Origin of the sequence: Streptomyces sp. NPDC048479, from assembly GCF_040651435.1 — a bacterium.
Lineage (GTDB): Bacteria > Actinomycetota > Actinomycetes > Streptomycetales > Streptomycetaceae > Streptomyces.
In genome coordinates this window covers 198,143-222,614 of the sequence record NZ_JBEZKA010000005.1, presented here as the reverse complement: position 1 = coordinate 222,614, position 24,472 = coordinate 198,143, and the positions used below count along the sequence as shown (strand labels likewise).

The window sequence follows — 24,472 nt, the reverse complement described above, 5'->3', positions numbered from 1 at the left end:
CTGAGTATCCGCACCCATGTCCTGTCATGTGGCGGGGGCCACACTCCAGACCATGGAGAACGTTCCGCCACCCGCCGAGGAACTGACGATCCTCGAGCGCGAGCTGGTCCGACTGGACGCTCGCCGGGCCCAGTTGCTGGCTCGCAGAGCCTGGCTCCTCGCTGCGCTCCGGCCGCCCGTCACGCCTGCCGTAGCGGCCACGCGGCCCCCTGCCGCGCGGCCTTCCGTCGCGCAGCCCTTTCTCGCGCCGCCGCCCGACGCCTCTCCGCCGAGTGTGCAGAATCTGCTGCTCACCCTCGGCGGCATTCTGCTGACCATCGCCGCAATCGCATTCACACTGGTCAGCTGGGGTGACTTGGGTATCGGCGGACGCTCGGCGGTGCTCGGCGCGGTGACGGTCGCGGCGCTCGCGGCGCCGGTCGCGCTGCTGCCCAGGCGGCTCGCCTCGACCGCCGAGTCGGTGGCCGCGCTCGGCCTGGTGCTGATGGTGCTCGACGCCTACGCGCTGCACCAGGTGGCGCTGGCCGGGACCGACGGCCTCGGCTATGCGGCCTTCGCATCGGCCTCGCTCGCCGCGCTCTGGACGGTGTACGGGCTGTCGCTGGACCGGCTGCGGATTCCGCTGCCGGTCGCCGTAGTGACCGCGCAACTCCCGCTTCCGCTCTGGGCGCTGACAGCCACCGCGGGCACGCCGCCGATGGAGTGGGCGCTGCTGACGACCGCGGCGCTCGATGTCGCGGTCGCGGTGTGGGCGAAGCCGGCCGGTCTGCGAGCCATCGCCGCCACCGGTGCCGCGACGACGGGCGGCTGGGCGCTGCTGATCGGCGGCTGGCAGTCGGTATCGGCGGAGGCGCCGCTCGACGCGGCCGCGCCTGCCGCGCTGCTGCTCACAGCTGCCGCCGTGGCGGTGTTCGCGGCCTGGCGCGCCTCTTCGGCCGCGGTTCCCGCCTCCGCGGTGGCGGGTCTCGCGGTGATCGCGGCCGCCGGCGGCGTGGTGCGCGCCGCGGTGCCGGAGGGGTGGTCGGTACTGGGCTATCTGCTGTGTGCGGTCGCTCTGTTGGGAGTCGTACGGGCGGGCGGGCCGAAGAGGATGGCACCGGGCCTGACGGGTGCGGCCGGCGCGGCGCACGCCTTGGCGGCCCTCTCGACGCTGCCGCTGGTCGCGCTCACTCTGGCGGGCCCGCTGTCGGGCCTCGGCGACATCTGGTCGGGCACCCCGACGGACGCGCGCGGGGCGCTGGGCGTCGGGCTTCCGGAGCCGGGGCTGACCGCGGCACCGGTGGTGCTGCTGGTCGTGGCAGCGGTCCTCGCGACGGCGTCCCGCTGGTTGCCGTCGACGACAACTGCGTACACCTCACCGGCAGTCGGCGACCCGAAGGGAACGACGCACCAGTCCGGCCCGGCAGGCGCCGGCCCGCACCCCGCGGGCACTCCTGCTCCGGCCACCGGCGCCACGGGCACCGAGCCGCGCCCGGCGAACGCGCCCGCCACGGAAGGCCGTCCCGCCCGGGCGACCGGCACCACGCACCCTGCCGACCGGGCCGGCAGCACCCTGCGCCCGGGGGACTCACCCACCGCGGAAGACCATCCCGGCCGAACAACCGGCACCACCCCGTCCTCCTCCGGGCCGGCAGCCACCCACCCGGGCGCGCCCCCGAACCCCTCCGGCCCGCCCGCAGGAGCCTCCTGGCCCGGCCGGCCCCCGGCCTCCGGCGCGTGGGGAGCCGCCCCTGCGGCCCCACGGCCCGATCGGCGTGCCGCAGCCGTCGGCGCGGCTCTCGCGCTCACGTGGGCAGGTCTGTTCGTCGTGCCGCCCGCGCTGGATCTGTCCCACCCGGCCACCGTGGCGCTCCACCTGGTCCTCAGCGTGGCCGCGCTGGTGCTGGCCGTGCGCCCCGGCCGGATCGCCAGGCACGCCCCGGCCGGCCCCGTCGTCGCCCTCGCCTGCGGCCTCACGGGTGCTGTGAGCGTCGCCCTGTTGTCCCTGGCCACCCGCCCCGCCACCTTCGCGGTGCTGGGCACACTGGTCGCGGCTCTCGCGGCCGCGGCCGGGGTCCGGGCACCTCGCGCCGCGCAGGCGGTACTCGCCTGCGCCGCCACCGCTTTCGCCACCGCCTTCGTGGGCGCCGTCGCCGCTGCCGCCGAACTCCCGCCCCACCGGGCCGCGTTGACACTCCTCGTCGTCCCCGCCGCCGTGGCGCTCATCGCCGCCCGGCTGGGCCGCCACCCCGTCACCCTCCCCATGGAGCTCACCGGCGCCGCGGCCGGACTGCTCGCGGTCGTCCTCGCCACGGAGCACCGGCCGACCTTCTCCCTGGTGCTCGCGCTCTGCGGCGTGATCGCCGCGGGCACCGCGGTACGTGCCGAGCGCCGGCCCGCCGCCGGCTATCTCGCGGCGGTGCTGTTCGTGCTGGCCACCTGGGCGAGGCTGGCCGCCTCGGACGTCGCGTCGACCGAGGCCTACACCCTTCCCGTGACCGTCTCCGCGCTCGTCGTGGGCGTACTCCGCCGTCGCCGCGACCGGGAGGCGTCGTCCTGGACGGCGTACGGTCCCGGTCTCGCCGCGACGCTGCTGCCGAGCCTCTTCGCGGCCTGGGGCGACGGGCACTGGCTGCGTCCGCTGCTGCTGGGCCTCGCGGCCCTGGCCCTGACGCTCACCGGTGCCCGGCTGGGCCTGCAGGCGTTGCTGGTGCTCGGAGGCACGGTGCTCGCGCTGGACGCCCTGCACGAGCTCGCGCCGTACGTCGTCCAGGTCGTCGGCGCGCTCCCCCGCTGGCTGCCACCCGCGCTCGCCGGTCTGCTGCTCCTCGCGGTGGGCGCGACCTACGAGCAGCGGTTGCGGGACGCGCGCAAGCTCCGCGACACCCTCGGCCGGATGCGCTGAGCGGCGGCGGAGACGGAGAAACGCCGAAGGCCCCGGAGACTTCAAGTCTCCGGGGCCTTCGGTCCGGGTGGGCGATACTGGGTTCGAACCAGTGACCTCTTCGGTGTGAACGAAGCGCTCTCCCACTGAGCTAATCGCCCGGGCACTGCGCAAACATTACCCCATGTCAGCGAGTTCCCCTGACCAGTTTCGGGTCACTCCTCGATCTTCCACGGCATGACGATCCCGAACTTCCAGACGTAGATTCCGACCAGCACGGCGATGATCACCAGACCGATCGTGGTGAGGATGATGTTCCGTCGGCGCACCCTCGGATCGAGCGCCCGCTGAGCCGCCTCGGTGACTTTGCGCTTGGTCCAGCGCAGCACGAGCTGCGCCCAGACGAACTCGGTCGCCCAGATCGCCATACCGCCGAAGATCACCAGCCAGCCGGGGCCCGGCAGCGGCAGCATCACGATGCCCGCGCCGACCACCGCGAGGCCGATCACGAAGACACCGACCTGCCAGCTCAGGTGCAGCGTCCTCGACCTCTTGATGAAGTGGGGCGCCTTCGAACCGAGGACCGGCCCTGCATCCACCTTCTCCGTCACGTCCCCCGTCGCGGGGGTCGGACCCGTCGCTGCGACGGACTCTTCCCGCTCGTCACTCTCCGCATTCATGGGGCCCAACCTACCGGATTGAACCTCGTCACCGGAATGGCCCTATAACACAAAGTGACGCACCGCTGCAGGAACGGCATGAGGGATCACAAAACGGTCAGAGGGGTTTACAACGGCACCGTAGGTGGCATGTCGATTTCGCCGACGTGCGAATCCCCGAGCGCACACTGAGCGAAAGGCCCTGGCGCTTATGAACACCACGGTCAGCTGCGAGCTGCACCTGCGCCTCGTTGTATCGAGCGAGTCTTCACTGCCTGTACCCGCGGGCCTGCGGTATGACACGGCCGATCCCTATGCCGTGCACGCCACCTTCCACACCGGAGCCGAAGAGACGGTCGAATGGGTGTTCGCCCGCGATCTTCTCGCCGAGGGCCTGCACCGGCCCACCGGCACGGGTGACGTCAGAGTCTGGCCGTCGCGCAGTCATGGCCAGGGCGTCGTCTGCATCGCGTTGAGCTCCCCGGAGGGCGAAGCCCTGCTCGAGGCCCCGGCGCGGGCCCTGGAGTCGTTCCTGAAGCGGACCGACGCCGCGGTGCCACCGGGCACCGAGCATCGTCACTTCGATCTCGACACGGAGCTCTCGCACATCCTGGCCGAAAGCTGAGCCAGGCCGAGAGCTGCACGGCGCCGTCCTACTCGGGGAGACGGCGTCGCGCGGACAGCCACATACGGCGCACACCGGCGCCGTCACCGCGGATTCCCACGTGGTGACGGCGCCGGTGCGCTCTCCGCACCAACCGCTAGAGTCAGCGCAATTCGGCGGGCACCGGCCCGCAGCACCTCAGGGAGCGAATCGTGCTGATCCCCCACGACACCCGGATCGCCCTCGACACCGTCGTCGATCTGGTGAACACCGCATCGGACGGCGAGCAGGACGACGGGCTCGCGGACGTCGCGGCGCTGTACGACTTCGTGCGGAACCACAGCGTCAGCGACGTGGGCGATCTCGGCCAGCGGGACCTGAAGGCCGTACGGAAGGTACGGGCGCAGTTCGCGGAGATCTTCGCGGCGCCCGACAGTCGTAGCGCAGCCGAACTGGTCAATGAGCTGGTGGCGGCCGCGGGGACCACCCCGCAGCTCACCGACCACGACGGCTACGACTGGCATGTCCACTACTTCGCGCCGGGCGCCTCGGTCGCCGACCATCTCGCGGCGGACTGTGGGATGGCGCTGGCCTTCATCGTCGTGGCGGGCGAGCAGGAGCGGCTGAGGCGCTGCGAGGCGCCCGACTGCGGGCGCGCCTTCGTCGATCTTTCCCGCAATCGCTCGCGTCGCTACTGCGACAGCCGCACCTGCGGCAACCGCCTGCATGTCGCCGCGTACCGCGCGCGCCGCAAGGAAGCGGCCGGCTGAGCCTCACAGCAGAAACAGATCGTGTACCGCGGCCATGAGCAGCAGGAAGCCGATCACCGCGAGGAAGATCATCAGGGGCGGCTGGGAGAGTGCGAAGAGGCAGCCACGCGGCTCTTCGGTCGGTGCGGGGGCCTCGCCCCGGGAGGTATCGAGCATCTCGGGGTGATGATCGCGCAGAGCGGGCTGCCATGATCGACCAACACGCCCCGCGACTGCGGGAGTTCATCAGATGCGTACTTCCGGCCATGGCCGTATACGTCAGATGCCGTGCTTCTTCAGGATCGCCTCGATATCGCTGAAATCCTCGCCGGAACCGGCGGCCTTCGGCTTCGCCTTGGGCTGGGCCACCGGACGGCTGCCCGTCCCGAGCGTGGGCGCGGACGCCGCGGGGGCGACAGCTTCCTGCCGTGCCGCCCTGGCGGCGGCCTTGCGTTCCTCGCGGGTCCCGCCGCCGCGCCGCTCGACGGCCCGGGTGGTCATGAGGAGCAGCCAGGCGCCGCCGAGCAGACCGAAGCCGAGCCACGCCGACGGGCTGAAGGCGGTGTCGACGGCCCATGCGACCACGCCGGTCAGCGCCAGACCCACGGGGATCAGGGAGTAGGCAGCTATCCGGGTCGCCGCGAGGAAACGCTTGCGGTACGCCGTAACGGCGGCGATGCCCAGGCCCGCCGCGGACACCGCAGAACAAATGGTCTCGGCAAGCATCCGGTCCTCCAGGCTTCGGCGGGCATGTGCGGGTACGTCCCTACCCATCGTGCACCGTCGGGTGGTGTCCGGGCCACGGCCGGGAACGAGCTCAGGGAGATCTCCGGGACGCCCTCCTCCCCAGGTCCCGGTTGGGGCAGCGACGAACGGGCTGGGAGACTGGTCCCATGAGCGATTCCACCACCGCCCGCCCCGTCGTGCTCGACGTCTGGTGCGAGCTCCAGTGCCCCGACTGCCGCAGCGCCCTGGTGGACCTGCGGGCCCTGCGCGAGCGCTACGGCGACCGGCTCGAGCTGCGGCTGCGCCACTTCCCGCTCGAGAAGCACAAACACGCCTTCGCCGCCGCCCAGGCCGCGGAGGAGGCGGCCGAGCAGGGTACGACCTGGCCGTATGTCGAGGCAGTGCTGGAGCGCACCGATCAGCTCGCGGCGAACGGCGAGCCCTTCCTGCTGGAGGTGGCGCGCGAACTGGGCCTGGACGCCGATGAGTTCGACACGGCACTGATCGACGGCCGGCACATCCTCACCGTCGATGCCGACCAGGCCGAGGGCAAGGCGATCGGTGTGACGGGCACTCCGACGTATGTCATCGACGGCGAGCGTCTCGACGGCGGCAAGAACCAGGAGGGGCTGCGGGCACGCATCGAGGAGATCACCGACCGGCTGCTCACCGGCTCCGGGTCCAACTCCTAGAGCAGCGGCTTGAAGAGGTTGACGGCGGTCGTTTCGTAGCCGAGCGACTCGTAGAGGCTGATCGCCGGGGTGTTGCCGGCGAAGACATGCAGTGCGAGCAGGCGCATCCCGGCGTCGAGCGAGACGCGCTCGGCGAGCAGCATCAGGGAGCGCCCGTGGCCCTGTCCCCGATGTCCGTCGACGACTTGGACGTCGTACACGAACGACGCCTGCTCGCCGAGGCGCGCCTCGCGCCGCCCGACGAAGAGGTGGCCCACGATCACGCCGTCATGAACCAGGAGACTGAGCGAGGTCCCCGGGGTAGCGAGACCGTCGGGTAGGCTCTCGCGGTGGTCGGCCTCGGACTTCGCATGCGCCTCCTCGGCCGGCAGGCCGCGGTCGATCCAGCTCTGTGCGTAGCTCTCGACGGCCTGAGCCCGCCACTCCGCGAACTCAGCCTCGCTCATCGGACGGCCTTCGACGTGCGCGGGCAGAGCGGGCGGCTCCGCGGGAAGCACCTTGCGCATACTGCGGCTGCGTTCGGTGTAGCCGAGTGCGCTCGTCAGGCGCCGCGCGGCGGTGGCGTCGGGCGGTACGGATGTCAGTACCTGGGTGCACCCCCAGCCGCGCAGCACCTCTTCGGCGGCGAGGGCGGCGACGGTCCCGCGTCCGCGCCGCCGGTCCGCCTCGTCGATCCGCAGCGAGCGTATGGCGCCGGCCTTGGAGCTGAGCGCCGGGAAGGTGGCGATCTCGGTCCTGCCGACGGGACGGCCGTTCACGCAGACCTCGTACGCGCGTGACTTCGCGCCGTCGGCCTCGTGCTGAATCGGCCCGGTCGGCCGCAGGGTGGTGGTCATCAGGGGTGTTCTACCCGCCTGCGAGGCCACCCGTCACGAGGTTTTACGGAGCCTTCGGATCCGGGTCGGCGGCCGAGCGCTCCTCGAAGATCCGCATGGCCTTGGCGGTCACCGGTCCCGGCGCTTCCGCGATCCGGCGTCCGTCGATTCCGTGGACCGCCTGAACGTCGCGGAGAGTGGAGGTCAGGAAGATCTCCTCGGCCCGGTCCAGTACGTCGAAGGGCAGGTCGGCCTCCTTGGCTCCCGCCCACTCGGCGGTCAGTGCGCGGGTGATGCCCGCGAGGCAGCCGGAGGAGACGCGCGGGGTGAGCAGCTCGCCGTCGACCACGACGAAGACATTGGAGCCGGTGCCCTCGCAGAGCTGTCCGACGGTATTGGCGAAGAGCGCCTCGGACGCGCCCTGCTCGCTCGCCCTGGCGAGGGCGACGACATTCTCCCCGTACGACGTCGTCTTCAGGCCGGTCAGAGCCCCGCGCTCATTGCGGGTCCAGGGGACGGTGATCACCGCGGTGGTGTCGGGGCGGCGCTTGGTCTCGCCGAGCGCGACGACGAGGGTCGGTCCTGCCGTGCCCCGGTCGGAGCCGAGCGGCGAGACTCCGCCGGTGTATGTGATGCGCAGCCGGCCGAGCTCCATCGGATTGGCTTCCAGCACGGCGGAGCAGGCGCGGCGGACCTCGTCGTGGTCCGGCTCCGGCAGGCCGAGGCCGCGGGCCGAGCGGGTCATCCGGTCGAGGTGGAGGGTGAGCGCGAAGGGCTTCCCATGGACAGTCTTGACGGTCTCGAATATGCCGTCACCGACGGTCAGCCCGTGGTCGAACACGGACACCCGGGCGTCCTCGGCATCCGTGAGTCCGCCGTTGACCCAAAGCTTCATCGAGCTGTCCTTCCGCTTGCCTCGTACACCCCGGACGCTACCCTGAGCAGCCGGGAGGCCTTCAGCTCGGTCTCCTCCCACTCGCGCTCGGGGTCGGATCCCCAGGTGATACCGGCACCGGTGCCGAAGCGGAGGACCGGTCCCGCGAGGTCGTGACGGTCGATCCAGAAGGTACGTATGCCGACGGCGAGCTCGCCCGTTCCGCGGTCGGCGTCGACCCAGCCGATACCTCCACAGTACGGGCCGCGGGCCGCTGTCTCCAGCGCCTCGATGATCTTCAGCGCACTGGACTTGGGCGCCCCGGTCACCGAGCCAGGCGGGAAGGTTGCCGTCAGCAGTTCCTGCCAGCCCGCCTTGGGGGTCAGCTCGCCGCGCACGGTGGAGACGAGATGGACGAGCCCGGGGTGCGGCTCGACCACGCACAGTGCAGGGACGGTCACGGTGCCCGTGGCACAGACCCGCCCCAGGTCGTTGCGGACCAGGTCCACGATCATCACGTTCTCCGCGTGGTCCTTCTCCAGCAGGTCCGCGGCGGTGCGGCCGGTGCCCTTGATCGGCCCGGACTCGACGGTGCGCCCGTCGCGCCGCAGATACAGCTCGGGCGAGGCGGTGGCGATCTCCACGCCGTGCTCGGGCAGCCGGATCGTCCCTGCGTACGGGGCGGGATTGCCGCGCGCCAGGAGTGCGGTGAGGGCGTCGACGTCGGCGGCGGCCGGGTCGGGCAGCGGCGCGGACAGGACGCGGCACAGGTTCGCCTGGTAGACCTCGCCGGCCGCGATGTGCTCGCGGATGCGGCGTACGCCGGCGGCGTAGGCGGCCCGGTCCAGCGAGGACGTCCAGTCGCCGGCGGCCGGGCCGCGCCACTGCCCCGGCACGGGCTCCGGCACCGGCTCCGTACGCACATCGCCGAAGCGGGCGCAGGTCAGACGGCCCTCGAAGTCCGCGGCAACGGCCCAGAAGCCGGCCGAGTCGAGGGCTTCGGGGTCGCTGGTGACATCCCGCAGGTCTGAAGCGACGAGGGAGCCGAAGCGGGCCAAAGGAGCAAGGTCGTGCACGTCTGTGAGTCTAGGGTGGACACTGATGACCTGCTGCGGCGTGACCACACCTCAGCACGCTGCGGAAACGCGTTTTTGTGCTGGCTCAGGAATCCGCTAGAGTTCAACACGTCGCCGGGACGCGCAGGTGAACCGGAACCGACAAGCGGACGTGGCTCAGTTGGTAGAGCATCACCTTGCCAAGGTGAGGGTCGCGAGTTCGAATCTCGTCGTCCGCTCGAAGGGGGATCTTCCCGAACCCCTGCACTCCGGGTGGAGTGGCCGAGAGGCGAGGCAACGGCCTGCAAAGCCGTCTACACGGGTTCAAATCCCGTCTCCACCTCCAAGGACGATTAGCTCAGCGGGAGAGCGCTTCCCTGACACGGAAGAGGTCACTGGTTCAATCCCAGTATCGTCCACTGGATCCGTATGGATTCTTCGCGCGATTAGCTCAGCGGGAGAGCGCTTCCCTGACACGGAAGAGGTCACTGGTTCAATCCCAGTATCGCGCACGCAGTACCACGCAAGATCGTCCCGCGCGATTAGCTCAGCGGGAGAGCGCTTCCCTGACACGGAAGAGGTCACTGGTTCAATCCCAGTATCGCGCACCAGCCAGAACCCCCGGCCGTCTCGACGGCCGGGGGTTCTGTCGTTGCGCTGCGGGCCTGTCAGCCTGTGACGACGGGCCTCCCACCCGGTGAAGAGCCGAGTGGCCTTCCGTGATCATGCGGGCCCGGCGATCCGGACTCCGGGCCCGCAGCAGGTTCAGGAGCCGCTCAGGAGGAGAAGAGCATCCGGCCGAAGCTCTTCTGGCGGTAGTGCCCGCCATGGTGTCCGCCGTGGTGCGGCGCGCCCCAGGCGGGGGCAGGTGCGGCCGGGTAGGCCTGCGGGGCCGGCGGCGGGGGCGGGGCCTGCTGCGTCCACTGCGACTCGAGGCGGGTCAGGGACTCCAGCTCGCCGTAGTCCAGAAATATCCCCCGGCAGCCGCTGCACTGCTCGATCTGGACGCCATTGCGGTTGTACGTATGCATCGCTGCATGGCACTTGGGACACTGCATGGTCTGCTCAGCTCCTCGCCGTTCGGTCGGCATCGCCGGGATGAATGCCCGGTGATGAGGAGTTCAGACTACGACGGAGACTCGAACTCCAACTCGGGCGGGAGAGCCGCAATTCGGGCACAGGCGTCGATCATGGTCTGCTCGACCTCGTCCAGGTCGCGGTGCTCGGCTGCGGATTTCGCGAGGGCCAGGGCGGCGGTCTGGACGGTCAGGGCGCGGGCCGGCACGTCGAGTTGGGGCCAGGGGTCGCCGTCGCCGGTGACGGCCGGGCCGTGTGCCGCCGTGTAGGCGCCGAGGAATCGCTGCCAGATCTCCGGGGGGAGCAGTCCCGCCGCGTACCAGGCGGCGGGACGGGCCAGGTCCCAGGCCGGATCGCCCAAGCCCAGATCGTCGACGTCGATCAGCAGCCAGGGGCCGGCCGGGGCGGGGTGGCGTACGAGCTGGCCGAGGTGGAGGTCGCCGTGGCAGAGGGTGCCGGTCCGGGGCGAGGGAGCCTCGTTGCGGGCCCAGGCGGGGAGCCGGTCCCAGGCACGCTGGACGGTGGCGGCCGCCGGATGATGCGCGGCCGCCGTCCGCATCCGCGCATGGGCCAGGGCGGCCTTGGCGGGGCCGCGCATGGGTGGGAGGGGCGCGGGGAGTACGGCGGGCTCGATGGAGTGCAGCCGGGCGAGGAGGGCCGCTGCGTCCTCCCAGGGCGCGGCGTCGGGGTCCGCGGGATCGACGGGGACGCCGTAGGGCCAGGCGGTGACGGGCCTGCCGCGTACGTCCCGCACGTGGAGCGGGAGCGGGGGCAGCAGGATGCCGGCGAGGCGCGGGTGGGCCGCGACGGCGAGCCGGACGCGGTGTCCGTCCAGCTCGGTGCCGGGCGCGTGGGCCTTGGCGACGGCGTCCCCGTGCCGTACGACGGCGCCGTCGGCCCGGTCGGCGAGGACGGACTCGTCCCGCCCGCAGGCCCGGCACGCCTGCCGCGGCGCGGGCAGATGCGCGGCGTCACGTGCGACGTCGGCGAGCGTGCGTACGACGGATGCAGTCACGGTCTCCCCCGGATGCGGTGCGGTCTGGCGGGAGCCTACGCGGAACCGGGAGTCTGTCGCTGAAGTGCCGATGGAGGTAGGGGGCTCCCGGCCTGAGCCCGGGCAGCGCGATGGCCGGTCAGCTCCCCAGCTGACCGGCCAAACGCTGCCGTCCGCCGCACCCCCGTCCCCACGGGGTTGTTGGCCGGATGTCCCCGACCCGGACCGCTCTTCCGGGTCCGGGGCGCCGCTCAGCGCCCCAGCATCACGCCCACGGACGACGCTTGTGTGACCACCGCATCCCAGCCGCCGAAGACGACCACCAGCAGTGCCGCCAGAGGAAGAACCATGGCCGTCGCCACCAGCGGGTGGCGCGTACCGGACGGGCGGCCGCCGAACGCGGCGAAAGCCTTGCGTCCCTGCATGCGGATCATCGTCCGCGAAGCCGTGTCCGCCATGGTCCCTCTCCTGTCGTATGTGGCAGCGGCGGGTGTCTGACCTCGGGGGACGAGTGCTGCACCCGCCGCTTGACTTCAACATTAGGGAAGCGACATGGCCCGGGCGTCATGCCCGCGTACCGATTGACGGGCCTCCCGGAGGATGAGCCACCACCCGGCGACGTACTCCCCAGGGTGGAGACGCGGCCCTAGGACTTGGGGTCTTCCCGGAGGGGTCGCTCCGAGACGTCCTCCCGAGGCACCGGCTGCTCGACCAGAGCCAGCACCCGGGTGGCCATGAAGCGGGCCGTCCGCACCACCGATCCACTGCGGGTGACTTCGCTCACTTCGACCACCCCTCTGCGCACCGCCGTCTCGACCCGGCGGCCCGCCCGGCTTGCCACCACTTCGTACGTACGAGTCGTGTCACCCGCGTCCACGACTACCTCCACGCGGTCACCCTTCATCGATCCAATCCCCCTTCTGCGACGGACCTTTGAGATATCGCACGGGTCAGGGGCGGTGTATCCGCAGGCCCCTGACCACTCTTCAAGTTTCCCACCCGGCACTGACAATCGATCGGGCCGTGAGGGCGCGGCCTATGAGCACACCGGGGCAGGGGTACGTAAGCTGTGCCACGTCAAACGGACGACCGGGCAGCGGGGATGGACATGGCGATGATGCGGCTCCGGCGCGAGGACCCGCGTGTCGTCGGCTCGTTCAGGCTTCACCGGCGCCTCGGTGCGGGTGGCATGGGCGTCGTCTACCTGGGCTCCGACCGCCGCGGCCAGCGCGTCGCCCTCAAGGTGATCCGGCCGGATCTGGCCGAGGACCAGGAGTTCAGGTCGCGGTTCGCGCGCGAGGTTTCGGCCGCGCGACGGATCCGCGGCGGCTGTACGGCACGGCTGGTGGCGGCCGATCTCGAGGCGGAGCGCCCGTGGTTCGCCACCCAGTACGTCCCCGGTCCTTCGCTGCACGACAAGGTCGCCGAGGAAGGCCCGCTGCAGGCGGCCGAGGTGGCCGCGATCGGTGCGGCGCTCTCGGAAGGCCTGGTCGCGGTGCACGAGGCCGGCGTCGTGCACCGGGACCTGAAGCCGTCGAACATCCTGCTCTCCCCCAAGGGCCCCAGGATCATCGACTTCGGCATCGCCTGGGCGACCGGCGCGAGCACACTCACCCACGTCGGCACGGCGGTGGGCTCCCCGGGGTTCCTCGCGCCCGAGCAGGTGCGCGGCGCGGCGGTCACTCCGGCCACGGACGTCTTCGCGCTGGGTGCCACTCTTGCGTACGCCGCGACCGCGGACTCCCCCTTCGGGCACGGCAGTTCGGAGGTCATGCTCTACCGGGTGGTGCACGAGGAGCCGCAGCTGTACGGGGTTCCGGACGCGCTGGCTCCGCTCGTACAGGCCTGTCTGGCGAAGGATCCCGAGGAGCGGCCCAGCACGCTGCAGCTGTCGATGCGGCTCAAGGAGATCGCGGCCAGGGAGGCCAACGGGCTGCCGGAGGCCCGGCCGCCGGCCCAGCGCGTGCGTATCGAGGAGGACCGGACGACTTCGCGGTACCCGGAGCGCACGGAGCGTTCGGAGCGGACCGAACGTATGGAGCGGCGTACGGCGGGCACGTCCGTGCCGCGTCCGCAGCCCTCGCGCACCGGGGGTACGCGCCCCCAGCCGTCCCGCAACACCTCCCGGACAAACGGCCGTCAGGGCACCAGGCCCGGTACCCGGCCGACGTCGGCCGGGCGGCGGCCCGCCAACCCGCGGCTGCTGCGGCAGCGGATCATCGTGTTCGTCGTCGTGACGCTGATCGTGGCGCTGGGTATCGCCGCGGCCCAGCAGCTCTAGCTGTTGTGGCTGCTCGGCTGTTGTGGCTGCTCGGGTTCAGGACTGCGGGCGGCCCGTCGCCACGGCGTAGAACGCGACTGCGGCGGCCGCGCCCACATTGAGCGAGTCGACGCCGTGCGCCATCGGGATGCGTACCCACTCGTCGGCGGCAACCAGCGCCTGGGTGGAGAGCCCGTCGCCCTCCGCGCCGAGCATCAGCGCGACGCGCTCCAGCCGGTGCGGGGCCGCCTCGTCGATGACGGAGGCCTTCTCGTCGGGGGTGAGAGCGAGGAGCTTGAAGCCCGCTTCCCGTACGGACTCCAGGCCCTTGGGCCAGGATTCGAGGCGGGCGTACGGGACGGAGAAGACCGCGCCCATGGAGACCTTGACCGAGCGGCGGTAGAGCGGGTCCGCACAGTCCGGGGAGAGCAGCACGGCGTCCATGCCGAGGGCGGCGGCGCTACGGAAGATCGCCCCGATATTGGTGTGGTCGTTGACCGACTCCATCACGACCACCCGGCGGGTCGTCCGAAGCAGTTCGTCGGCGGTCGGCAGCGGCTTGCGCTGCATGGAGGCGAGCGCGCCACGGTGCACGTGATAGCCGGTGACCCGCTCGGCGACCTCCGGGCTGACGGCGTAGACCGGGGCCGGGAGTTCGTCGATGACGTCGCGCATCACATCGACCCACTTGGCGGAGAGCAGCATGGAGCGCATCTCGTAACCGGCGTCCTTGGCCCGTCTGATGACCTTCTCGCCCTCGGCGATGAACAGGCCTTCGGCGGGCTCGCGCTTGCGCCGGAGCTCGACGTCGGTCAGGCCCGTGTAGTCGCGCAGGCGCGGGTCGTCGGGATCCTCGACAGTGATGAGATCAGCCACAGGGTGATACTGCCTTCTCCGGGGTGCGGTGCCAACGGCTGGGGCGGAGTTGGGTTACCGCTGGTTACTTTGTTCCTACGGTGACCACGTCACCGATGACGATGACGGCCGGGGGCCGTACGTCCGCGGCCCTGGCCGTCTCGGCGACGGTCCCGAGGGTGGCGTCGACACGTCGCTGGGAGGCGGTCGTGCCCTCCTGGACCAGGGCGACGGGGGTCTCGGGGGCCTTGCCGTGGGCGACAAGGGTCTGCGCGATCGCGCCGATCTTGTCGACGCCCATGAGGACGACCAGCGTGCCGCGGAGCTTGGCGAGGGACGGCCAGTCGACGAGCGAACGCTCGTCGTCGGGGGCGACATGGCCGCTGACGACGGTGAACTCGTGGGCCACTCCGCGGTGGGTGACCGGGATTCCGGCGGCACCGGGGACAGAGATCGAGCTGGAGATACCGGGCACGACGGTGCAGGCGATGCCGGCCTCGGCGAGGGCCTGGGCCTCTTCCATGCCGCGGCCGAAGACGAAGGGGTCCCCGCCCTTGAGGCGTACGACCGCCTTGCCGGCCTTGGCGTGCTCGATCAGGGCGTTGTTGATGACCTCCTGGGCCATGTAGCGGCCGTACGGGATCTTCGCTGCGTCGATCACCTCGACGTGCGGCGGGAGTTCGTCGAGGAGGTCACGGGGGCCGAGGCGGTCGGCGATGACGACGTCGGCCTCCGCGAGGAGGCGGCGGCCACGGACGGTGATCAGGTCGGGATCACCGGGACCACCGCCGACGAGAGCGACGCCCGGGGTGCGGGTGCGGTGGTGGGGGGCGGCGAGGGTGCCGTCGCGCAGGCCCTCGACGATGGCGTCGCGGAGCGCGGCGGAACGGCGGGGGTCGCGGCCGGACACCTCAGTGGTGAGGACGGCGACGGTCACGCCTTCGGAACGGCCGGTTGCAGGGGTCCAGGCGGTGGCGGCGCCGGCGTCGTCGGAGCGTACGCACCAGGTGCGGGTGCGCTCGGCCTCGGCGGAGGCGGCGTTGTTCGCTTCGGCGTCTGAGGTGGCGACGAGGGCGTACCAGGTGTCGGCGAGGTCGCCGTCGGCGTAGGAGCGCTTGATCCAGCGGATCTCGCCGGCTTCGGCCATCGCCTCGACAGAGGGCGTCGCGGACGGCGATACGAGAACGATGTCGGCACCGGCCGCGATAAGCGCGGGCAGCCGACGCTGGGCGACCTGGCCGCCGCCGATGACGACGACGCGCCGCCCGGAGAGGCGGAGTCCGACGGGATAGGCGGGGTGCGCGGCGTGCTCGGCCATGACGGTACGGGCTCCTCGGGCGGGACGTGCGTGGTACGGGTCCGCTGCGGCGCTGAAGCGGCTGGTGGGCGGGGTGTCAGCGCCCGCGGACCAGCTTACGGGGCGGGGGGTGCGGGAGCGGGCCCGGGAGACTTTCCTTACCCCGCCCCGCCCCGCCCCTTCCGGAGCCGGGGACGGGCCCCGGGCCGGTTCGGCCCCCGGCGGACGGGTGCGCAGCCGGCGCCCCGGATTCCCGGCGCCCCCAACCCCGTGCCGCGACCCGTTACTTCGTCGCGACCCGTTACTTCTCCGTCACACCCGCCGAGTCGAACGTTGCCACCTCGTGCATCGCCCTGGCCGCGCTCTGGACCACCGGGAGCGCCAGCAGCGCGCCCGTGCCCTCGCCGAGGCGAAGGTCCAGGTCCACCAGGGGGCGCAGGCCCAGTTTGTTGAGGGCCGCCACGTGGCCCGGCTCTGCACTGCGGTGGCCCGCGATGCAGGCCGCCAGGGCCTCGGGCGCGATCGCACGGGCCACCAGTGCCGCCGCGCCCGCCGAGACTCCGTCCAGCACCACCGGCGTACGCAGCGACGCGCCGCCCAGGATGAAGCCGACCAGCGCCGCGTGCTCCAGGCCGCCGACTGCCGACAGCACGCCGATCGGGTCCGCCGGGTCCGGCGCGTGCAGTTCCAGCGCGCGGCGCACGACATCGACCTTGCGCGCGTGCATCTCGTCGTTGATGCCGGTACCGCGGCCCGTGATCTCGCCCGGGTCGATCTCCGTGTACACGGAGATCAGCGCCGCCGAGACCGTTGTGTTGGCGATGCCCATCTCACCGGTCAGCAGCGCCTTGTTCCCCGCGGCCACCAAGTCCCGCGCCGTCTCGATACCGACCTCGACCGCCGAGAGGACGTCCTCGCGGCTCAGCGCGAGACCGGTCGTGAAGTCGGCCGTACCCGGCCTGACCTTGCGCGGCAGCAGACCCGGTGTGGCGGGAAGGTCCCCGGCCACACCCACGTCGATGACGCAGACCTCGGCGCCGACCTGGTTGGCGAATGCGTTGCACACCGCCCCGCCGCCAAGGAAGTTGGCGACCATCTGGGCCGTCACCTCCTGCGGCCAGGCGGTGACCCCCTGCGCGTGCACCCCGTGGTCACCCGCGAAGATCGCGACCGCCGCGGGCTCCGGGATCGGCGGCGGGCACATCCGGGACAGGCCGCTCAGCTGGGCGGAGATGATCTCCAGCATGCCGAGCGCTCCGGCCGGCTTGGTCATCCGCTTCTGCCGCTCCCACGCCTCGCCGAGCGCCTTCGCGTCCAGCGGACGGATGTTGGAGACGGTCTCCTGGAGCAGATCGTGCGGCTCCTCGCCGGGCAGGGCACGGCGGCCGTACGTCTCCTCGTGCACGACCCAGGACAGCGGCCGGCGCTTGGACCAGCCCGCCTGCATCAGCTCGGGCTCCTCCGGGAACTCGTCGACGTAACCGACACAGAGGTACGCCACGACTTCGAGGTGCTCCGGCAGACCCAGCGTGCGCACCATCTCGCGCTCGTCGAAGAAGCTGACCCAGCCGACGCCGAGGCCTTCGGCCCGGGCTGCGAGCCAGAGATTCTCGACGGCGAGGGCCGAGGAGTACGGGGCCATCTGCGGCTGGGTGTGCCGGCCGAGGGTGTGGCGGCCGCCGCGCGTCGGGTCGGCGGTGACCACGATGTTCACCGGGGTGTCGAGGATCGCCTCGATCTTCAGTTCCTTGAACTGCTTGGCCCGGCCCTTCGGCAGGGACTTGGCGTACGCCTCCCGCTGGCGCTGCGCCAGTTCATGCATCGTCCGCCGGGTCTCGGCCGAGCGGATGACGACGAAGTCCCAGGGCTGCGAGTGGCCGACGCTGGGGGCTGTGTGCGCGGCCTCGAGCACGCGCAGCAGCACCTCGTGCGGGATGGGGTCGGAACGGAAGCCGTTGCGGATGTCCCGGCGCTCGCGCATCACGCGGAGTACGGCTTCGCGCTCGGCGTCGTCATAGCCGGGTGCGGGCGCGGTCCCGGCAGCGGCCGCTGCGGGGACCGGCTCCGGCTCGGGTGCGGGCGCGGGCTCCTCGGCCTCCACGACCTCGGCCACGTCGATCACCTCGATCACCTCGGGAGCCGACTCGGGCTCGGGCTCGATCACCGGAGCCGGCTGGACAGCGGTCTCCGCAGACACTTCCTGGGGTACGTCCCAGCCACCGTCACGCGGCGCCGGCACCTTCGCCACGGCTTGCCGCTCCGGTACGGGTACCGATACCGGTTCCGGTTCCACTACGGCTTCCGCTTCCTGCACAGGCACGGGCTCGGGCTCGGCCGCCGGTTCGGCCGCCGGTTCGACCTCCGGCTCGGGCTCGGGCGCGGGCTCCTGCTGCACCATCTCCGGCTGCACATGCACGTCGACCGGCGTGGGCGCCAGGTGGGGCGTGGTGGGGAGCGATCCGTCGACAGGGACGAACTCTCCGAAGGGCTCCGGCTCCGGCTCGGCGACCGGGGCAGGGGCCGGGACCGGTGCCGGAACAGCCTCGGCCTCGGCGACAAACGGAGCAGGCTCCGGGACGACCGTTTCTGCTGGGACGGCAGAGGGCATTTGGGGCTGCGGAGGCTGAGGGTCCCAAGGGGCTCCGGCCTGCGGGGGGATCTCGCCCAGCTGCGGCCCCGGCAGCATTGCCGACCCGTCGCGCGGGATGTCGAGGTACTCCACGCCCGTCGTGGGCGGCCCGGAGTTGGGCACGGCGTGCGGCGGCGTTGCACCCGCCGGTCCGCGGTCGGCGAGGGAGCGCACCACGCCGCCCGAGGTGTCGGGCACCGGCGGGCCCATGTGCAGCGGCCGTCGCGCGGGCGGCGGAGTCGGCGTGGCTGAGGTGGGCGGGATGCGTACGCCATTGAGGTCGACCGAACCGGAGTCACGGCCACCGGCCTCATGCGCGCCCGGCTCGGACAGCGGCGGAACCGGTGCGACCGGGACGAAGGGCTCGGCCACGGGGACGGGCTGTTCCTCGGCGAAGGCCGGAGCGACCGGCTCCGCCATCGCCGCGGGCTCCGCAAGCTCCGGCGCCACAAATTCCTGAGCCACGAAATCCTGAGCGCCGAACTCCTGACCCACGAACTCCTGACCCGCAGGCATCTGCACCGGCGCGGGCACCTCGACATGCTGCTCGGAACCCAGGTGCTCGGAAACCTGCTGCTCAAAGCCCTGATGCTCAAAAACCGGCTGCCAGGCGGCCATATGCTCAGGCACCTGCGTCTGATCCAGCGGCAGAGCCACAGGCGCGAGCCCACCCACAACGTGCCCGGGTGCCGGAGCCATCGGCATCTGCGCGACCGGCGCCTGAGCCACCGGCCCCTGCGCCCCCATGCCCGGCGGCACCGGCGCCGCGCCCGGCTGCGGGTCGCTCCACGCGCCCTGCGCGCCCGGCATCAACAGCAGATCGTCCTCTTCGGGACCGTTGTCGGAGGGGCCCAGGAAGGTGTACGCACCAGCAGCGGGGATACCCGACTGCTCCACCATGCCTGCGTTCTCCGGCAGCCCCTCGCCCGGGACCTGGCCGGTGTCAGTCATGCGTACCCCTCGCCCATAGCTTGTGCTCCTTCGCCCATCGCCCGGGGCACCCGACCACGGCACACCTGACGCCCGTCAACAAGAACGAGCGTGAGCGCCGCGCGGCACGTTCGGCCCACGGACACCAAGCATTCTCGCGGCCGTTTCGCCGCCGCGGCAGGGAGATCCGCCACGGTCCGATGTGGGCTGCGCCACGTTGCGCTTCCCCCGGTTCCGACGTACCACATACGGGAGCCAAAGGGACCCCCTTTTCCGGACATTGACGAACGAAGCGACGAACGGCCGGGCGCGGTACAACGATCGGCCAGCCTACATCGCGCGGTGCGGCGGCGGGGTCACGGGGCGCGGTCCGGCTGGCGGCCGGAGAGCAGAAAGACGACGGAGCGCTCCCGCTCCGCCCATGCCACGGTGTCCAGTTCGACGGACTGCAGAAGCGCGCACTCGACGGCGTAGCCACCGGCCGCCAGTGCCGCGCCGATCGCCTCGGCCTCGTCCCGGGTCGAGGCATGGGACACGATGCGCTGCGGCCGCCGGTCGGCACAGGCGGTCACCACCGGCACTCCCCCGCCCCCGATCCGTACGACATCGGGCTCGGGCAGCCGCTCCAGCACATGCGGCGCCCGGCCCTGGACGACCTGGAGCTGGACTCCGGAGCTCCGTGCCGTGGCGGCGGTACGGTCGCAGGCGGCCCGGTCGGCGTCGACGGCGATCACCGCGGCTCCGAAGCGGGCTGCCTCCGCCGCGAGAGCACCACTGCCGGAGCCGATGTCCCACACCAGGTCGCCGATACGCGGTCCCAGGCGGGCCAGCTGCGCGGCGCGCAGCTGCACCGACTCGCCCTCACCGATGGCACCGGCCCCGGGCTCCGGCGGCAGAGCCCAGCCCCGTACCGCCGGCGGATAGCCGGGGTCGCGGCCGGCGATCCAGCCGCTGCCCGGCACGGCCGCGCTCGCGGCTCCGCCGATGACGATGACGACATTGGGGTCGCGCCAGACGTGGTCGGCCGCCTTGTCGGAGGTGAGGACGGTGACCTGCTCACGGTCGGTGCCGAGTTCCTCGCAGATGACGAAGGTGCGGTGGACGCCTTCGAGGAGCAGGGCGAGTTCCGCGGGACCGGCGCCCGGGGAGGTGAGGACGGCCACTTTGGAGTGCGCCCGGCACACATTGACGGCGCGGCGCAGCGTACGGCGGTGGGCGACGACGATCTGTGCGTCGTCCCACGGCATTCCGGCCCGGGCGAAGGCGGTGGCCACGGAGGAGACCGCGGGGACGACCTCGACCTCGAGGCCGTGCTCCGGCGCGCGCAGGGTGCGTACGACCCCGAAGAAGCCCGGGTCGCCGTCGGCGAGGACGACGGCGCTGCCGCGGTGGCCGGCAATCCGGCGGGCGGCGAGGTCGACGCTGCCGAGGCGGATGCGCTCGGCGCCCCGCGGCACCTCGGGCAGCGCCAGATGGTGCGCCGCTCCGGCCACCAAAGTGGCGGCGGAGAGGGCGGACCTGGCCGCCGCGGTGAGGGGCGAACCGTCCCAGCCGATCACCGTGACGCGGTCGGCCATCGTCGTCAGTCTCCTGGTGTTGTCGCAGGTCGGGGCAGCCCGCAGGGGCGGGCATGGCGAGACTACCCGGAGCGGGCGGTGATCGGCTGTGACAGCTGCGTCAGTTCCAGTCGATGAAGCCGTCAGTTCCAGTCGGTGAAGGAGGCGTAGCCCGCGTCCGCCATCCGGTCCGGGACGCCCTCGAGGTCCTCGGGCAGCAGACTCCAGACGATCAGATCGGTGCGGATATCGGCCCAGCCGCCGTCCTCCGTCTGCGTACGCGCTATCCAGGCGTTCCGCAGCACTCCCTCACTGATGCAGCCGATCTTCTGCGCGACCTGCTGGGACGCGGTGTTGTCGGCGGCCGTGCGCAGCTCGATGCGCTCGAACTGCTGGATGCGGAAGAGCCACTGGGCGACGGCCAGCACCGATTCGGTGGCATAGCCCTCGCCGCGCGCCCAGGGAGCGGTCACGTAGGCGACCTCGGTGGCGAGTGTGCGCCAGTTGGTGTTCTGAAGATGGATGGTTCCCACGAGCCGCTGGGTGAGGAACTCCGTGACGGCCAGGACTATGCCGCGTCCTTCGGTGCGCTCTGCAGGAGCGATCCTGCGCACCCAATCCTCGGCGTCCGCCGCCGTGTACGGGTGCGGAACCGAGGTCCAGGCGGTGACCAGCTCGTCGTTCATCATCTCGGTGTGCGCCGGGATGTCGGATTCTTCGAAGGGGCGCAGCACCAACCGCTCCGTGCTGATGGACACGTCCGGGAAGGTGGTAGTCATGCGCAGCTCCATGCCGAAGACCGTCGTAAGGGCCGTAGCCGTAAAGGCACAGCATGCAGCATCGGGTGGCGGATGTGCATGGCCGGGTGATGAGTACCACGAGGCCCCGCCCACCTGTCGCGGTGCGCGGGGCCTCGTCCAAAGGGCTTGCTGCGGGCGTTACTTGACGGCGCCGAAGGCCGGGACGACCGCGCCGGCGTACGTGTCCTCGATGAACTTCTTCACCTCGGGGGAGTTGAGGAGCTTCGCGAGCTTCTGCACGCGGGCGTCCTTCTCATTGCCCTCCTTGACGGCGAGGAAGTTGGCGTAGGGGTTGCCCTCCGCCTTCTCCAGCGCAAGGGAGTTCTTGGCGGGCTTGAGGTCGGCCTCGATGGCGTAATTGCCGTTGATGACCGCGGCGTCGACGTCGTTCAGGGCGCGGGGCAGCGTGGCGGCCTCGATCTCCTTGAACTCCAGGCCCTTCTTGTCCTGGATGTCGGAGAGCTTGGCGCCCGAGCCGACACCGGACTTGAGGGTGATCAGACCGTTGTCCGCGAGGAGCTTGAGCGCGCGGCCCTCGTTGGTGGTGTCGTTCGGTACGGCAACGGTCTGCCCGGACTTGATCTCCTTGAGGTCCTTGACCTTCTTGGAGTAGAGGCCCAGCGGCTCCAGGTGAACGTTGACGACCGGAACGATGTGGGTCTTGTTCTTCTTGTTGAAGTCGTCGAGGTACGGCTTGTGCTGGAAGAAGTTGGCGTCGACCTGTCCGCTCTCGGTGGCGGTGTTCGGCAGGACGTAGTCCGTGAACTCCTTGACCTCGAGGTTGAGTCCGGCCTTCTTCGCCAGCTTGTCCTTGACGAAGTTGAGGATGTCGGCGTGCGGCGTCGGGGACGCGGCGACGACCAGCGCCTGGGACTCGTCGGCCTTGGCTCCGGAGCCGGACTTGGCGCCCGGGTCGGAGGCGGTGCCGCAGGCGGTGAGGCCGAGAGCGAGGGCGGCGGTGGCGGCGGCAGCCGCGGTGAGCTTGATGTTCTTACGCACGAAAAGTGCCTCTTTCTGGTGGTGCGGAACGTTGCCCGGACAAGGAGTGCGGGCTTCTTGGAATGAGGTCTGGGGGTGAGTCAGGCGGTACGGCCACGGCGCGCCAGGAGTCGTACGACCCCGTCACCGATGAGCTGTACGACGGTCACCAGGGCGATCAGGATGACGACCGTGATGAGCATGAACTGGGTCTCGAAGCGCTGGAATCCGTAGGTCACGGCCTTGGAGCCAAGACCCTCGCCGCCGACCGCGCCGGCCATCGCCGAGTAGCCGACGAGCACGATCACGGTGGTGGTGACGGCGGAGACGAGCGACGGCAGGGCCTGCGGCAGCAGCACCTTGCGGACGATCGTCGAAATGGATCCGCCCATCGCCTGGACGGCCTCGACCAGGCCGTGGTCGACCTCGCGGATCGCCGTCTCGACGAGCCGGGCGAAGAACGGAATGGCGCCGACGGCGAGCGGCACGATCATCGCGGTGGGGCCGATGAAGGTTCCGACGACCAGGGTGGTGAAGGGGATCAGCGCGATCAGCAGAATGATGAACGGCAACGAGCGGCCGATGTTCACGATCACGCCGACGACCTTGTTCACCGTGGTGTTCTGCAGCAGTCCGCCCTTGTCGGTGAGGACGAGCAGCACACCGAGCGGCAGTCCGCCGGCGACGGTGACGAGGGTGGACCACAGCACCATGTAGAGGGTGTCGACGGTGCCCTGGCTCAGCAGCGGCTGCATCTCCGACCAGTTCACTTGGCACCTTCCTTGACCAGTGCGGAGGCCTGCGCAGGGAGAGTCACCGATTCGGCGGGGGCGTCGGGGTCTACGACATCGACCTGCAGGCCCTGCTCGCGCAGGAAGCCGACCGGGACGACGTTCTCCTCGTAGCGGCCGGGCAGTTCGATACGCATCCGGCCGATCTGCTTGCCCGCGACGGTGTCCATCGCGGCGCCGAGGATCGAGATGTCGATGTTGTACGTACGCGAGAGCTGGGAAATCACCGGCTGGGTGGCGGCGTCGCCGTGGAAAGTGACGTCGATGACCGTGCTCTCGGGTCCGGAGGCCTCGCCGCCGACCGGGAAGAGCTCCTGGGCCAGCTCGGAGCCGGGCGTCGCGAGCAGTTCACTCACCGTTCCGGATTCGATGATCTTCCCCTTCTTCATCAGGGCGGCCGAGTCGCAGATCGTCTTGACGACGTCCATCTCGTGCGTGATGAGCAGCACAGTCAGTCCGAGCTGCCGGTTGAGGTCCCGCAGCAGCTGCAGGATCGAGCGGGTGGTCTCGGGGTCGAGTGCGCTGGTCGCCTCGTCGGAGAGCAGCACCTTCGGGTCGCCGGCGAGTGCGCGGGCGATGCCGACGCGCTGCTTCTGGCCGCCGGAGAGCTGTCCGGGGTACGCCGTCGCCTTGTCGGCGAGGCCCACCAGATCGAGCAGCTCGAGTGCCTTGCGGGAGCGCTCGGCGCCGGAGATCCCGAGGATCTCCAGGGGCAGTTCGACGTTGTCCTTGACGGTGCGCGAGGACAGCAGGTTGAAGTGCTGGAAGACCATGCCGATACGGCTGCGCGCCTCGCGCAGTTCCTTGCCGGCGCGACGGCCGCGTCCGGCCAGCGCGGTGAGGTCCTGGCCGGCGACGGTCACGGTGCCGGCGGTGGGGCGCTCCAGCAGATTCACGCAGCGGATGAGCGAGGACTTGCCGGCGCCGCTCTGGCCGATGACTCCGAAGACCTCGCCTTCACGGACGTGCAGGTCGACGCCGTCCAGAGCGGTGACCTCGCGGCCTCGCGACTGGTAGACCTTGGTAAGGCCCGTAGTGGTGATCACAGGGGTTTCCGTCACTGTCGAGTGCGCGGCGCGGTGTCCGCCGGGCACGGGGCATTCGGGTTTGGACAGTCAGGCGCAGCACGGCTGATTCGGCTTGTGGCCGGGAACAACGCGTGCGCGGGGGCAGGCTCGGTCCGATGCGTTCCAGGCGGAAGAATCGGATTCGGCGCGGCTGTCGGTCTCGCTTCGGGGCGCGAGGCTCAGGCAGGGGCCCTCAGTTGG

Annotated in this window: 23 protein-coding genes and 6 tRNA genes; 10 read left to right on the top strand and 19 right to left on the bottom strand. The window is 71.1% G+C overall.

Translation table 11 applies throughout. From position 1 onward, the window contains the following. Positions 1–52: 52 nt before the first annotated feature. On the top strand, positions 53–2,884 hold the full coding sequence (locus AB0D12_RS10635) for a hypothetical protein (RefSeq protein ID WP_362679346.1): 2,832 nt from the start codon (positions 53–55) through the stop codon (positions 2,882–2,884). 68 nt (positions 2,885–2,952) lie between these two features. On the opposite strand, the gene AB0D12_RS10630 is transcribed toward AB0D12_RS10635, so the two are convergent. Together AB0D12_RS10630 and AB0D12_RS10625 are read right to left on the bottom strand one after the other, a co-directional pair. After that, positions 2,953–3,024 (bottom strand) — tRNA-Val (locus tag AB0D12_RS10630). A 54-nt stretch (positions 3,025–3,078) separates the two neighbouring features. Then, positions 3,079–3,543 (bottom strand): TIGR02611 family protein, encoded by a 465-nt coding sequence (locus AB0D12_RS10625; protein ID WP_362679344.1) that lies wholly within the window; start codon positions 3,541–3,543, stop codon positions 3,079–3,081. Positions 3,544–3,733: 190 nt separating this feature from the next. On the opposite strand from AB0D12_RS10625, the gene AB0D12_RS10620 reads away from it, so the two are divergent. Beyond that, positions 3,734–4,147 carry an SsgA family sporulation/cell division regulator gene (locus tag AB0D12_RS10620; RefSeq protein ID WP_003959770.1) on the top strand — a complete coding sequence of 138 codons (414 nt, stop codon included), beginning with the start codon at positions 3,734–3,736 and terminating at the stop codon, positions 4,145–4,147. A gap of 191 nt (positions 4,148–4,338) precedes the next feature. After that, a complete protein-coding gene (locus AB0D12_RS10615; protein ID WP_362679341.1) occupies positions 4,339–4,896 on the top strand; it encodes a CGNR zinc finger domain-containing protein in 558 nt (185 codons plus the stop codon). Between the two features lie 3 nt (positions 4,897–4,899). Here the strand turns inward: AB0D12_RS10615 and AB0D12_RS10610 are convergent, their stop codons facing one another. Both AB0D12_RS10610 and AB0D12_RS10605 read right to left on the bottom strand, forming a co-directional pair. Beyond that, a complete protein-coding gene (locus AB0D12_RS10610; protein ID WP_186357054.1) occupies positions 4,900–5,052 on the bottom strand; it encodes a hypothetical protein in 153 nt (50 codons plus the stop codon). Between the two features lie 102 nt (positions 5,053–5,154). Next, positions 5,155–5,601: a hypothetical protein gene (locus AB0D12_RS10605; RefSeq protein WP_362679338.1), complete on the bottom strand. Its 447-nt coding sequence runs from the start codon at positions 5,599–5,601 to the stop codon at positions 5,155–5,157. 167 nt (positions 5,602–5,768) lie between these two features. Here AB0D12_RS10605 and AB0D12_RS10600 point away from each other — a divergent pair, with 167 nt between their 5' ends. Then, positions 5,769–6,293 (top strand): DsbA family protein, encoded by a 525-nt coding sequence (locus AB0D12_RS10600; RefSeq protein WP_362679335.1) that lies wholly within the window; start codon positions 5,769–5,771, stop codon positions 6,291–6,293. Here AB0D12_RS10600 and AB0D12_RS10595 read toward each other — a convergent pair. The 3 genes from AB0D12_RS10595 to AB0D12_RS10585 are packed head-to-tail and all read right to left on the bottom strand — an operon-like array spanning position 6,290 to position 9,058. Then, on the bottom strand, positions 6,290–7,129 hold the full coding sequence (locus tag AB0D12_RS10595; protein ID WP_362679332.1) for a GNAT family N-acetyltransferase: 840 nt from the start codon (positions 7,127–7,129) through the stop codon (positions 6,290–6,292). The two genes, AB0D12_RS10600 and AB0D12_RS10595, sit on opposite strands and share 4 nt — an antisense overlap. Positions 7,130–7,172: 43 nt before the next feature. Then, positions 7,173–8,003, bottom strand: a complete 831-nt coding sequence (locus AB0D12_RS10590) for an aminodeoxychorismate lyase (protein WP_362679329.1) — start codon at positions 8,001–8,003, stop codon at positions 7,173–7,175. Next, the gene (locus AB0D12_RS10585) at positions 8,000–9,058 is read right to left on the bottom strand and encodes a chorismate-binding protein (RefSeq protein WP_362679326.1); all 1,059 of its coding nucleotides are present in this window, start codon (positions 9,056–9,058) and stop codon (positions 8,000–8,002) included. Before AB0D12_RS10585 ends, AB0D12_RS10590 begins: the two co-directional genes overlap by 4 nt. A gap of 145 nt (positions 9,059–9,203) precedes the next feature. On the opposite strand from AB0D12_RS10585, the gene AB0D12_RS10580 reads away from it, so the two are divergent. From AB0D12_RS10580 to AB0D12_RS10560, 5 genes are all read left to right on the top strand, one after another. Beyond that, positions 9,204–9,276 (top strand) — tRNA-Gly (locus tag AB0D12_RS10580). A gap of 33 nt (positions 9,277–9,309) precedes the next feature. Further along, positions 9,310–9,383, top strand: a tRNA-Cys gene (locus AB0D12_RS10575). Between the two features lies 1 nt (position 9,384). After that, positions 9,385–9,456 (top strand) — tRNA-Val (locus tag AB0D12_RS10570). Between the two features lie 21 nt (positions 9,457–9,477). After that, positions 9,478–9,549: transfer RNA gene (locus tag AB0D12_RS10565), tRNA-Val, on the top strand. A gap of 24 nt (positions 9,550–9,573) precedes the next feature. Next, positions 9,574–9,648, top strand: a tRNA-Val gene (locus AB0D12_RS10560). 165 nt (positions 9,649–9,813) lie between these two features. Here the strand turns inward: AB0D12_RS10560 and AB0D12_RS10555 are convergent. From AB0D12_RS10555 to AB0D12_RS10540, 4 genes are all read right to left on the bottom strand, one after another. Next, positions 9,814–10,095 carry a zf-TFIIB domain-containing protein gene (locus AB0D12_RS10555; RefSeq protein ID WP_362679323.1) on the bottom strand — a complete coding sequence of 94 codons (282 nt, stop codon included), beginning with the start codon at positions 10,093–10,095 and terminating at the stop codon, positions 9,814–9,816. A gap of 68 nt (positions 10,096–10,163) precedes the next feature. After that, complete coding sequence (locus AB0D12_RS10550; RefSeq protein ID WP_362679320.1) at positions 10,164–11,129, bottom strand: aminoglycoside phosphotransferase family protein; 966 nt, start codon at positions 11,127–11,129, stop codon at positions 10,164–10,166. 230 nt (positions 11,130–11,359) lie between these two features. Then, the gene (locus AB0D12_RS10545) at positions 11,360–11,566 is read right to left on the bottom strand and encodes a hypothetical protein (RefSeq protein ID WP_327322338.1); all 207 of its coding nucleotides are present in this window, start codon (positions 11,564–11,566) and stop codon (positions 11,360–11,362) included. Positions 11,567–11,754: 188 nt separating this feature from the next. After that, positions 11,755–12,012: a hypothetical protein gene (locus tag AB0D12_RS10540; protein WP_362679317.1), complete on the bottom strand. Its 258-nt coding sequence runs from the start codon at positions 12,010–12,012 to the stop codon at positions 11,755–11,757. A 204-nt stretch (positions 12,013–12,216) separates the two neighbouring features. On the opposite strand from AB0D12_RS10540, the gene AB0D12_RS10535 reads away from it, so the two are divergent. Continuing rightward, positions 12,217–13,389, top strand: coding sequence for a serine/threonine-protein kinase (locus AB0D12_RS10535; protein WP_362679726.1), 1,173 nt, complete (start codon positions 12,217–12,219; stop codon positions 13,387–13,389). A 36-nt stretch (positions 13,390–13,425) separates the two neighbouring features. Here AB0D12_RS10535 and AB0D12_RS10530 read toward each other — a convergent pair whose 3' ends face one another. The 8 genes from AB0D12_RS10530 to AB0D12_RS10495 form a co-directional block, all read right to left on the bottom strand. After that, positions 13,426–14,244 (bottom strand): RNA methyltransferase, encoded by an 819-nt coding sequence (locus AB0D12_RS10530; RefSeq protein ID WP_327322340.1) that lies wholly within the window; start codon positions 14,242–14,244, stop codon positions 13,426–13,428. 64 nt (positions 14,245–14,308) lie between these two features. Beyond that, positions 14,309–15,541, bottom strand: a complete 1,233-nt coding sequence (gene cobA / locus AB0D12_RS10525) for a uroporphyrinogen-III C-methyltransferase (protein WP_362679314.1) — start codon at positions 15,539–15,541, stop codon at positions 14,309–14,311. Positions 15,542–15,821: 280 nt separating this feature from the next. After that, positions 15,822–19,100, bottom strand: a complete 3,279-nt coding sequence (cobT, locus tag AB0D12_RS10520) for a nicotinate-nucleotide--dimethylbenzimidazole phosphoribosyltransferase (RefSeq protein ID WP_362679311.1) — start codon at positions 19,098–19,100, stop codon at positions 15,822–15,824. A 335-nt stretch (positions 19,101–19,435) separates the two neighbouring features. After that, positions 19,436–20,656 (bottom strand): precorrin-6y C5,15-methyltransferase (decarboxylating) subunit CbiE, encoded by a 1,221-nt coding sequence (gene cbiE / locus AB0D12_RS10515; protein WP_362679308.1) that lies wholly within the window; start codon positions 20,654–20,656, stop codon positions 19,436–19,438. A gap of 122 nt (positions 20,657–20,778) precedes the next feature. Beyond that, positions 20,779–21,426 carry a GNAT family N-acetyltransferase gene (locus tag AB0D12_RS10510; RefSeq protein ID WP_362679305.1) on the bottom strand — a complete coding sequence of 216 codons (648 nt, stop codon included), beginning with the start codon at positions 21,424–21,426 and terminating at the stop codon, positions 20,779–20,781. A 147-nt stretch (positions 21,427–21,573) separates the two neighbouring features. After that, positions 21,574–22,434 carry a MetQ/NlpA family ABC transporter substrate-binding protein gene (locus AB0D12_RS10505; RefSeq protein ID WP_362679302.1) on the bottom strand — a complete coding sequence of 287 codons (861 nt, stop codon included), beginning with the start codon at positions 22,432–22,434 and terminating at the stop codon, positions 21,574–21,576. Positions 22,435–22,514: 80 nt separating this feature from the next. Continuing rightward, the gene (locus AB0D12_RS10500) at positions 22,515–23,183 is read right to left on the bottom strand and encodes a methionine ABC transporter permease (protein WP_362679299.1); all 669 of its coding nucleotides are present in this window, start codon (positions 23,181–23,183) and stop codon (positions 22,515–22,517) included. Continuing rightward, on the bottom strand, positions 23,180–24,298 hold the full coding sequence (locus tag AB0D12_RS10495) for an ATP-binding cassette domain-containing protein (protein WP_362679296.1): 1,119 nt from the start codon (positions 24,296–24,298) through the stop codon (positions 23,180–23,182). The genes AB0D12_RS10500 and AB0D12_RS10495 overlap by 4 nt, the downstream gene beginning before the upstream one ends. Positions 24,299–24,472 lie beyond the last annotated feature (174 nt).

Excerpts from the sequence above, each read along its gene's own strand:
- AB0D12_RS10610 (WP_186357054.1), bottom strand. The coding sequence starts at position 5,052 with ATGCTCGATACCTCCCGGGGCGAGGCCCCCGCACCGACCGAAGAGCCG.
- AB0D12_RS10540 (WP_362679317.1), bottom strand. The coding sequence starts at position 12,012 with ATGAAGGGTGACCGCGTGGAGGTAGTCGTGGACGCGGGTGACACGACT.
- AB0D12_RS10545 (WP_327322338.1), bottom strand. The coding sequence starts at position 11,566 with ATGGCGGACACGGCTTCGCGGACGATGATCCGCATGCAGGGACGCAAG.
- cbiE (WP_362679308.1), bottom strand. The coding sequence starts at position 20,656 with ATGGCCGACCGCGTCACGGTGATCGGCTGGGACGGTTCGCCCCTCACC.
- cobT (WP_362679311.1), bottom strand. The coding sequence starts at position 19,100 with ATGACTGACACCGGCCAGGTCCCGGGCGAGGGGCTGCCGGAGAACGCA.
- AB0D12_RS10555 (WP_362679323.1), bottom strand. The coding sequence starts at position 10,095 with ATGCAGTGTCCCAAGTGCCATGCAGCGATGCATACGTACAACCGCAAT.
- AB0D12_RS10605 (WP_362679338.1), bottom strand. The coding sequence starts at position 5,601 with ATGCTTGCCGAGACCATTTGTTCTGCGGTGTCCGCGGCGGGCCTGGGC.
- AB0D12_RS10590 (WP_362679329.1), bottom strand. The coding sequence starts at position 8,003 with ATGAAGCTTTGGGTCAACGGCGGACTCACGGATGCCGAGGACGCCCGG.
- AB0D12_RS10600 (WP_362679335.1), top strand. The coding sequence starts at position 5,769 with ATGAGCGATTCCACCACCGCCCGCCCCGTCGTGCTCGACGTCTGGTGC.
- cobA (WP_362679314.1), bottom strand. The coding sequence starts at position 15,541 with ATGGCCGAGCACGCCGCGCACCCCGCCTATCCCGTCGGACTCCGCCTC.
- AB0D12_RS10595 (WP_362679332.1), bottom strand. The coding sequence starts at position 7,129 with ATGACCACCACCCTGCGGCCGACCGGGCCGATTCAGCACGAGGCCGAC.
- AB0D12_RS10510 (WP_362679305.1), bottom strand. The coding sequence starts at position 21,426 with ATGGAGCTGCGCATGACTACCACCTTCCCGGACGTGTCCATCAGCACG.
- AB0D12_RS10620 (WP_003959770.1), top strand. The coding sequence starts at position 3,734 with ATGAACACCACGGTCAGCTGCGAGCTGCACCTGCGCCTCGTTGTATCG.
- AB0D12_RS10625 (WP_362679344.1), bottom strand. The coding sequence starts at position 3,543 with ATGAATGCGGAGAGTGACGAGCGGGAAGAGTCCGTCGCAGCGACGGGT.
- AB0D12_RS10535 (WP_362679726.1), top strand. The coding sequence starts at position 12,217 with ATGGCGATGATGCGGCTCCGGCGCGAGGACCCGCGTGTCGTCGGCTCG.
- AB0D12_RS10635 (WP_362679346.1), top strand. The coding sequence starts at position 53 with ATGGAGAACGTTCCGCCACCCGCCGAGGAACTGACGATCCTCGAGCGC.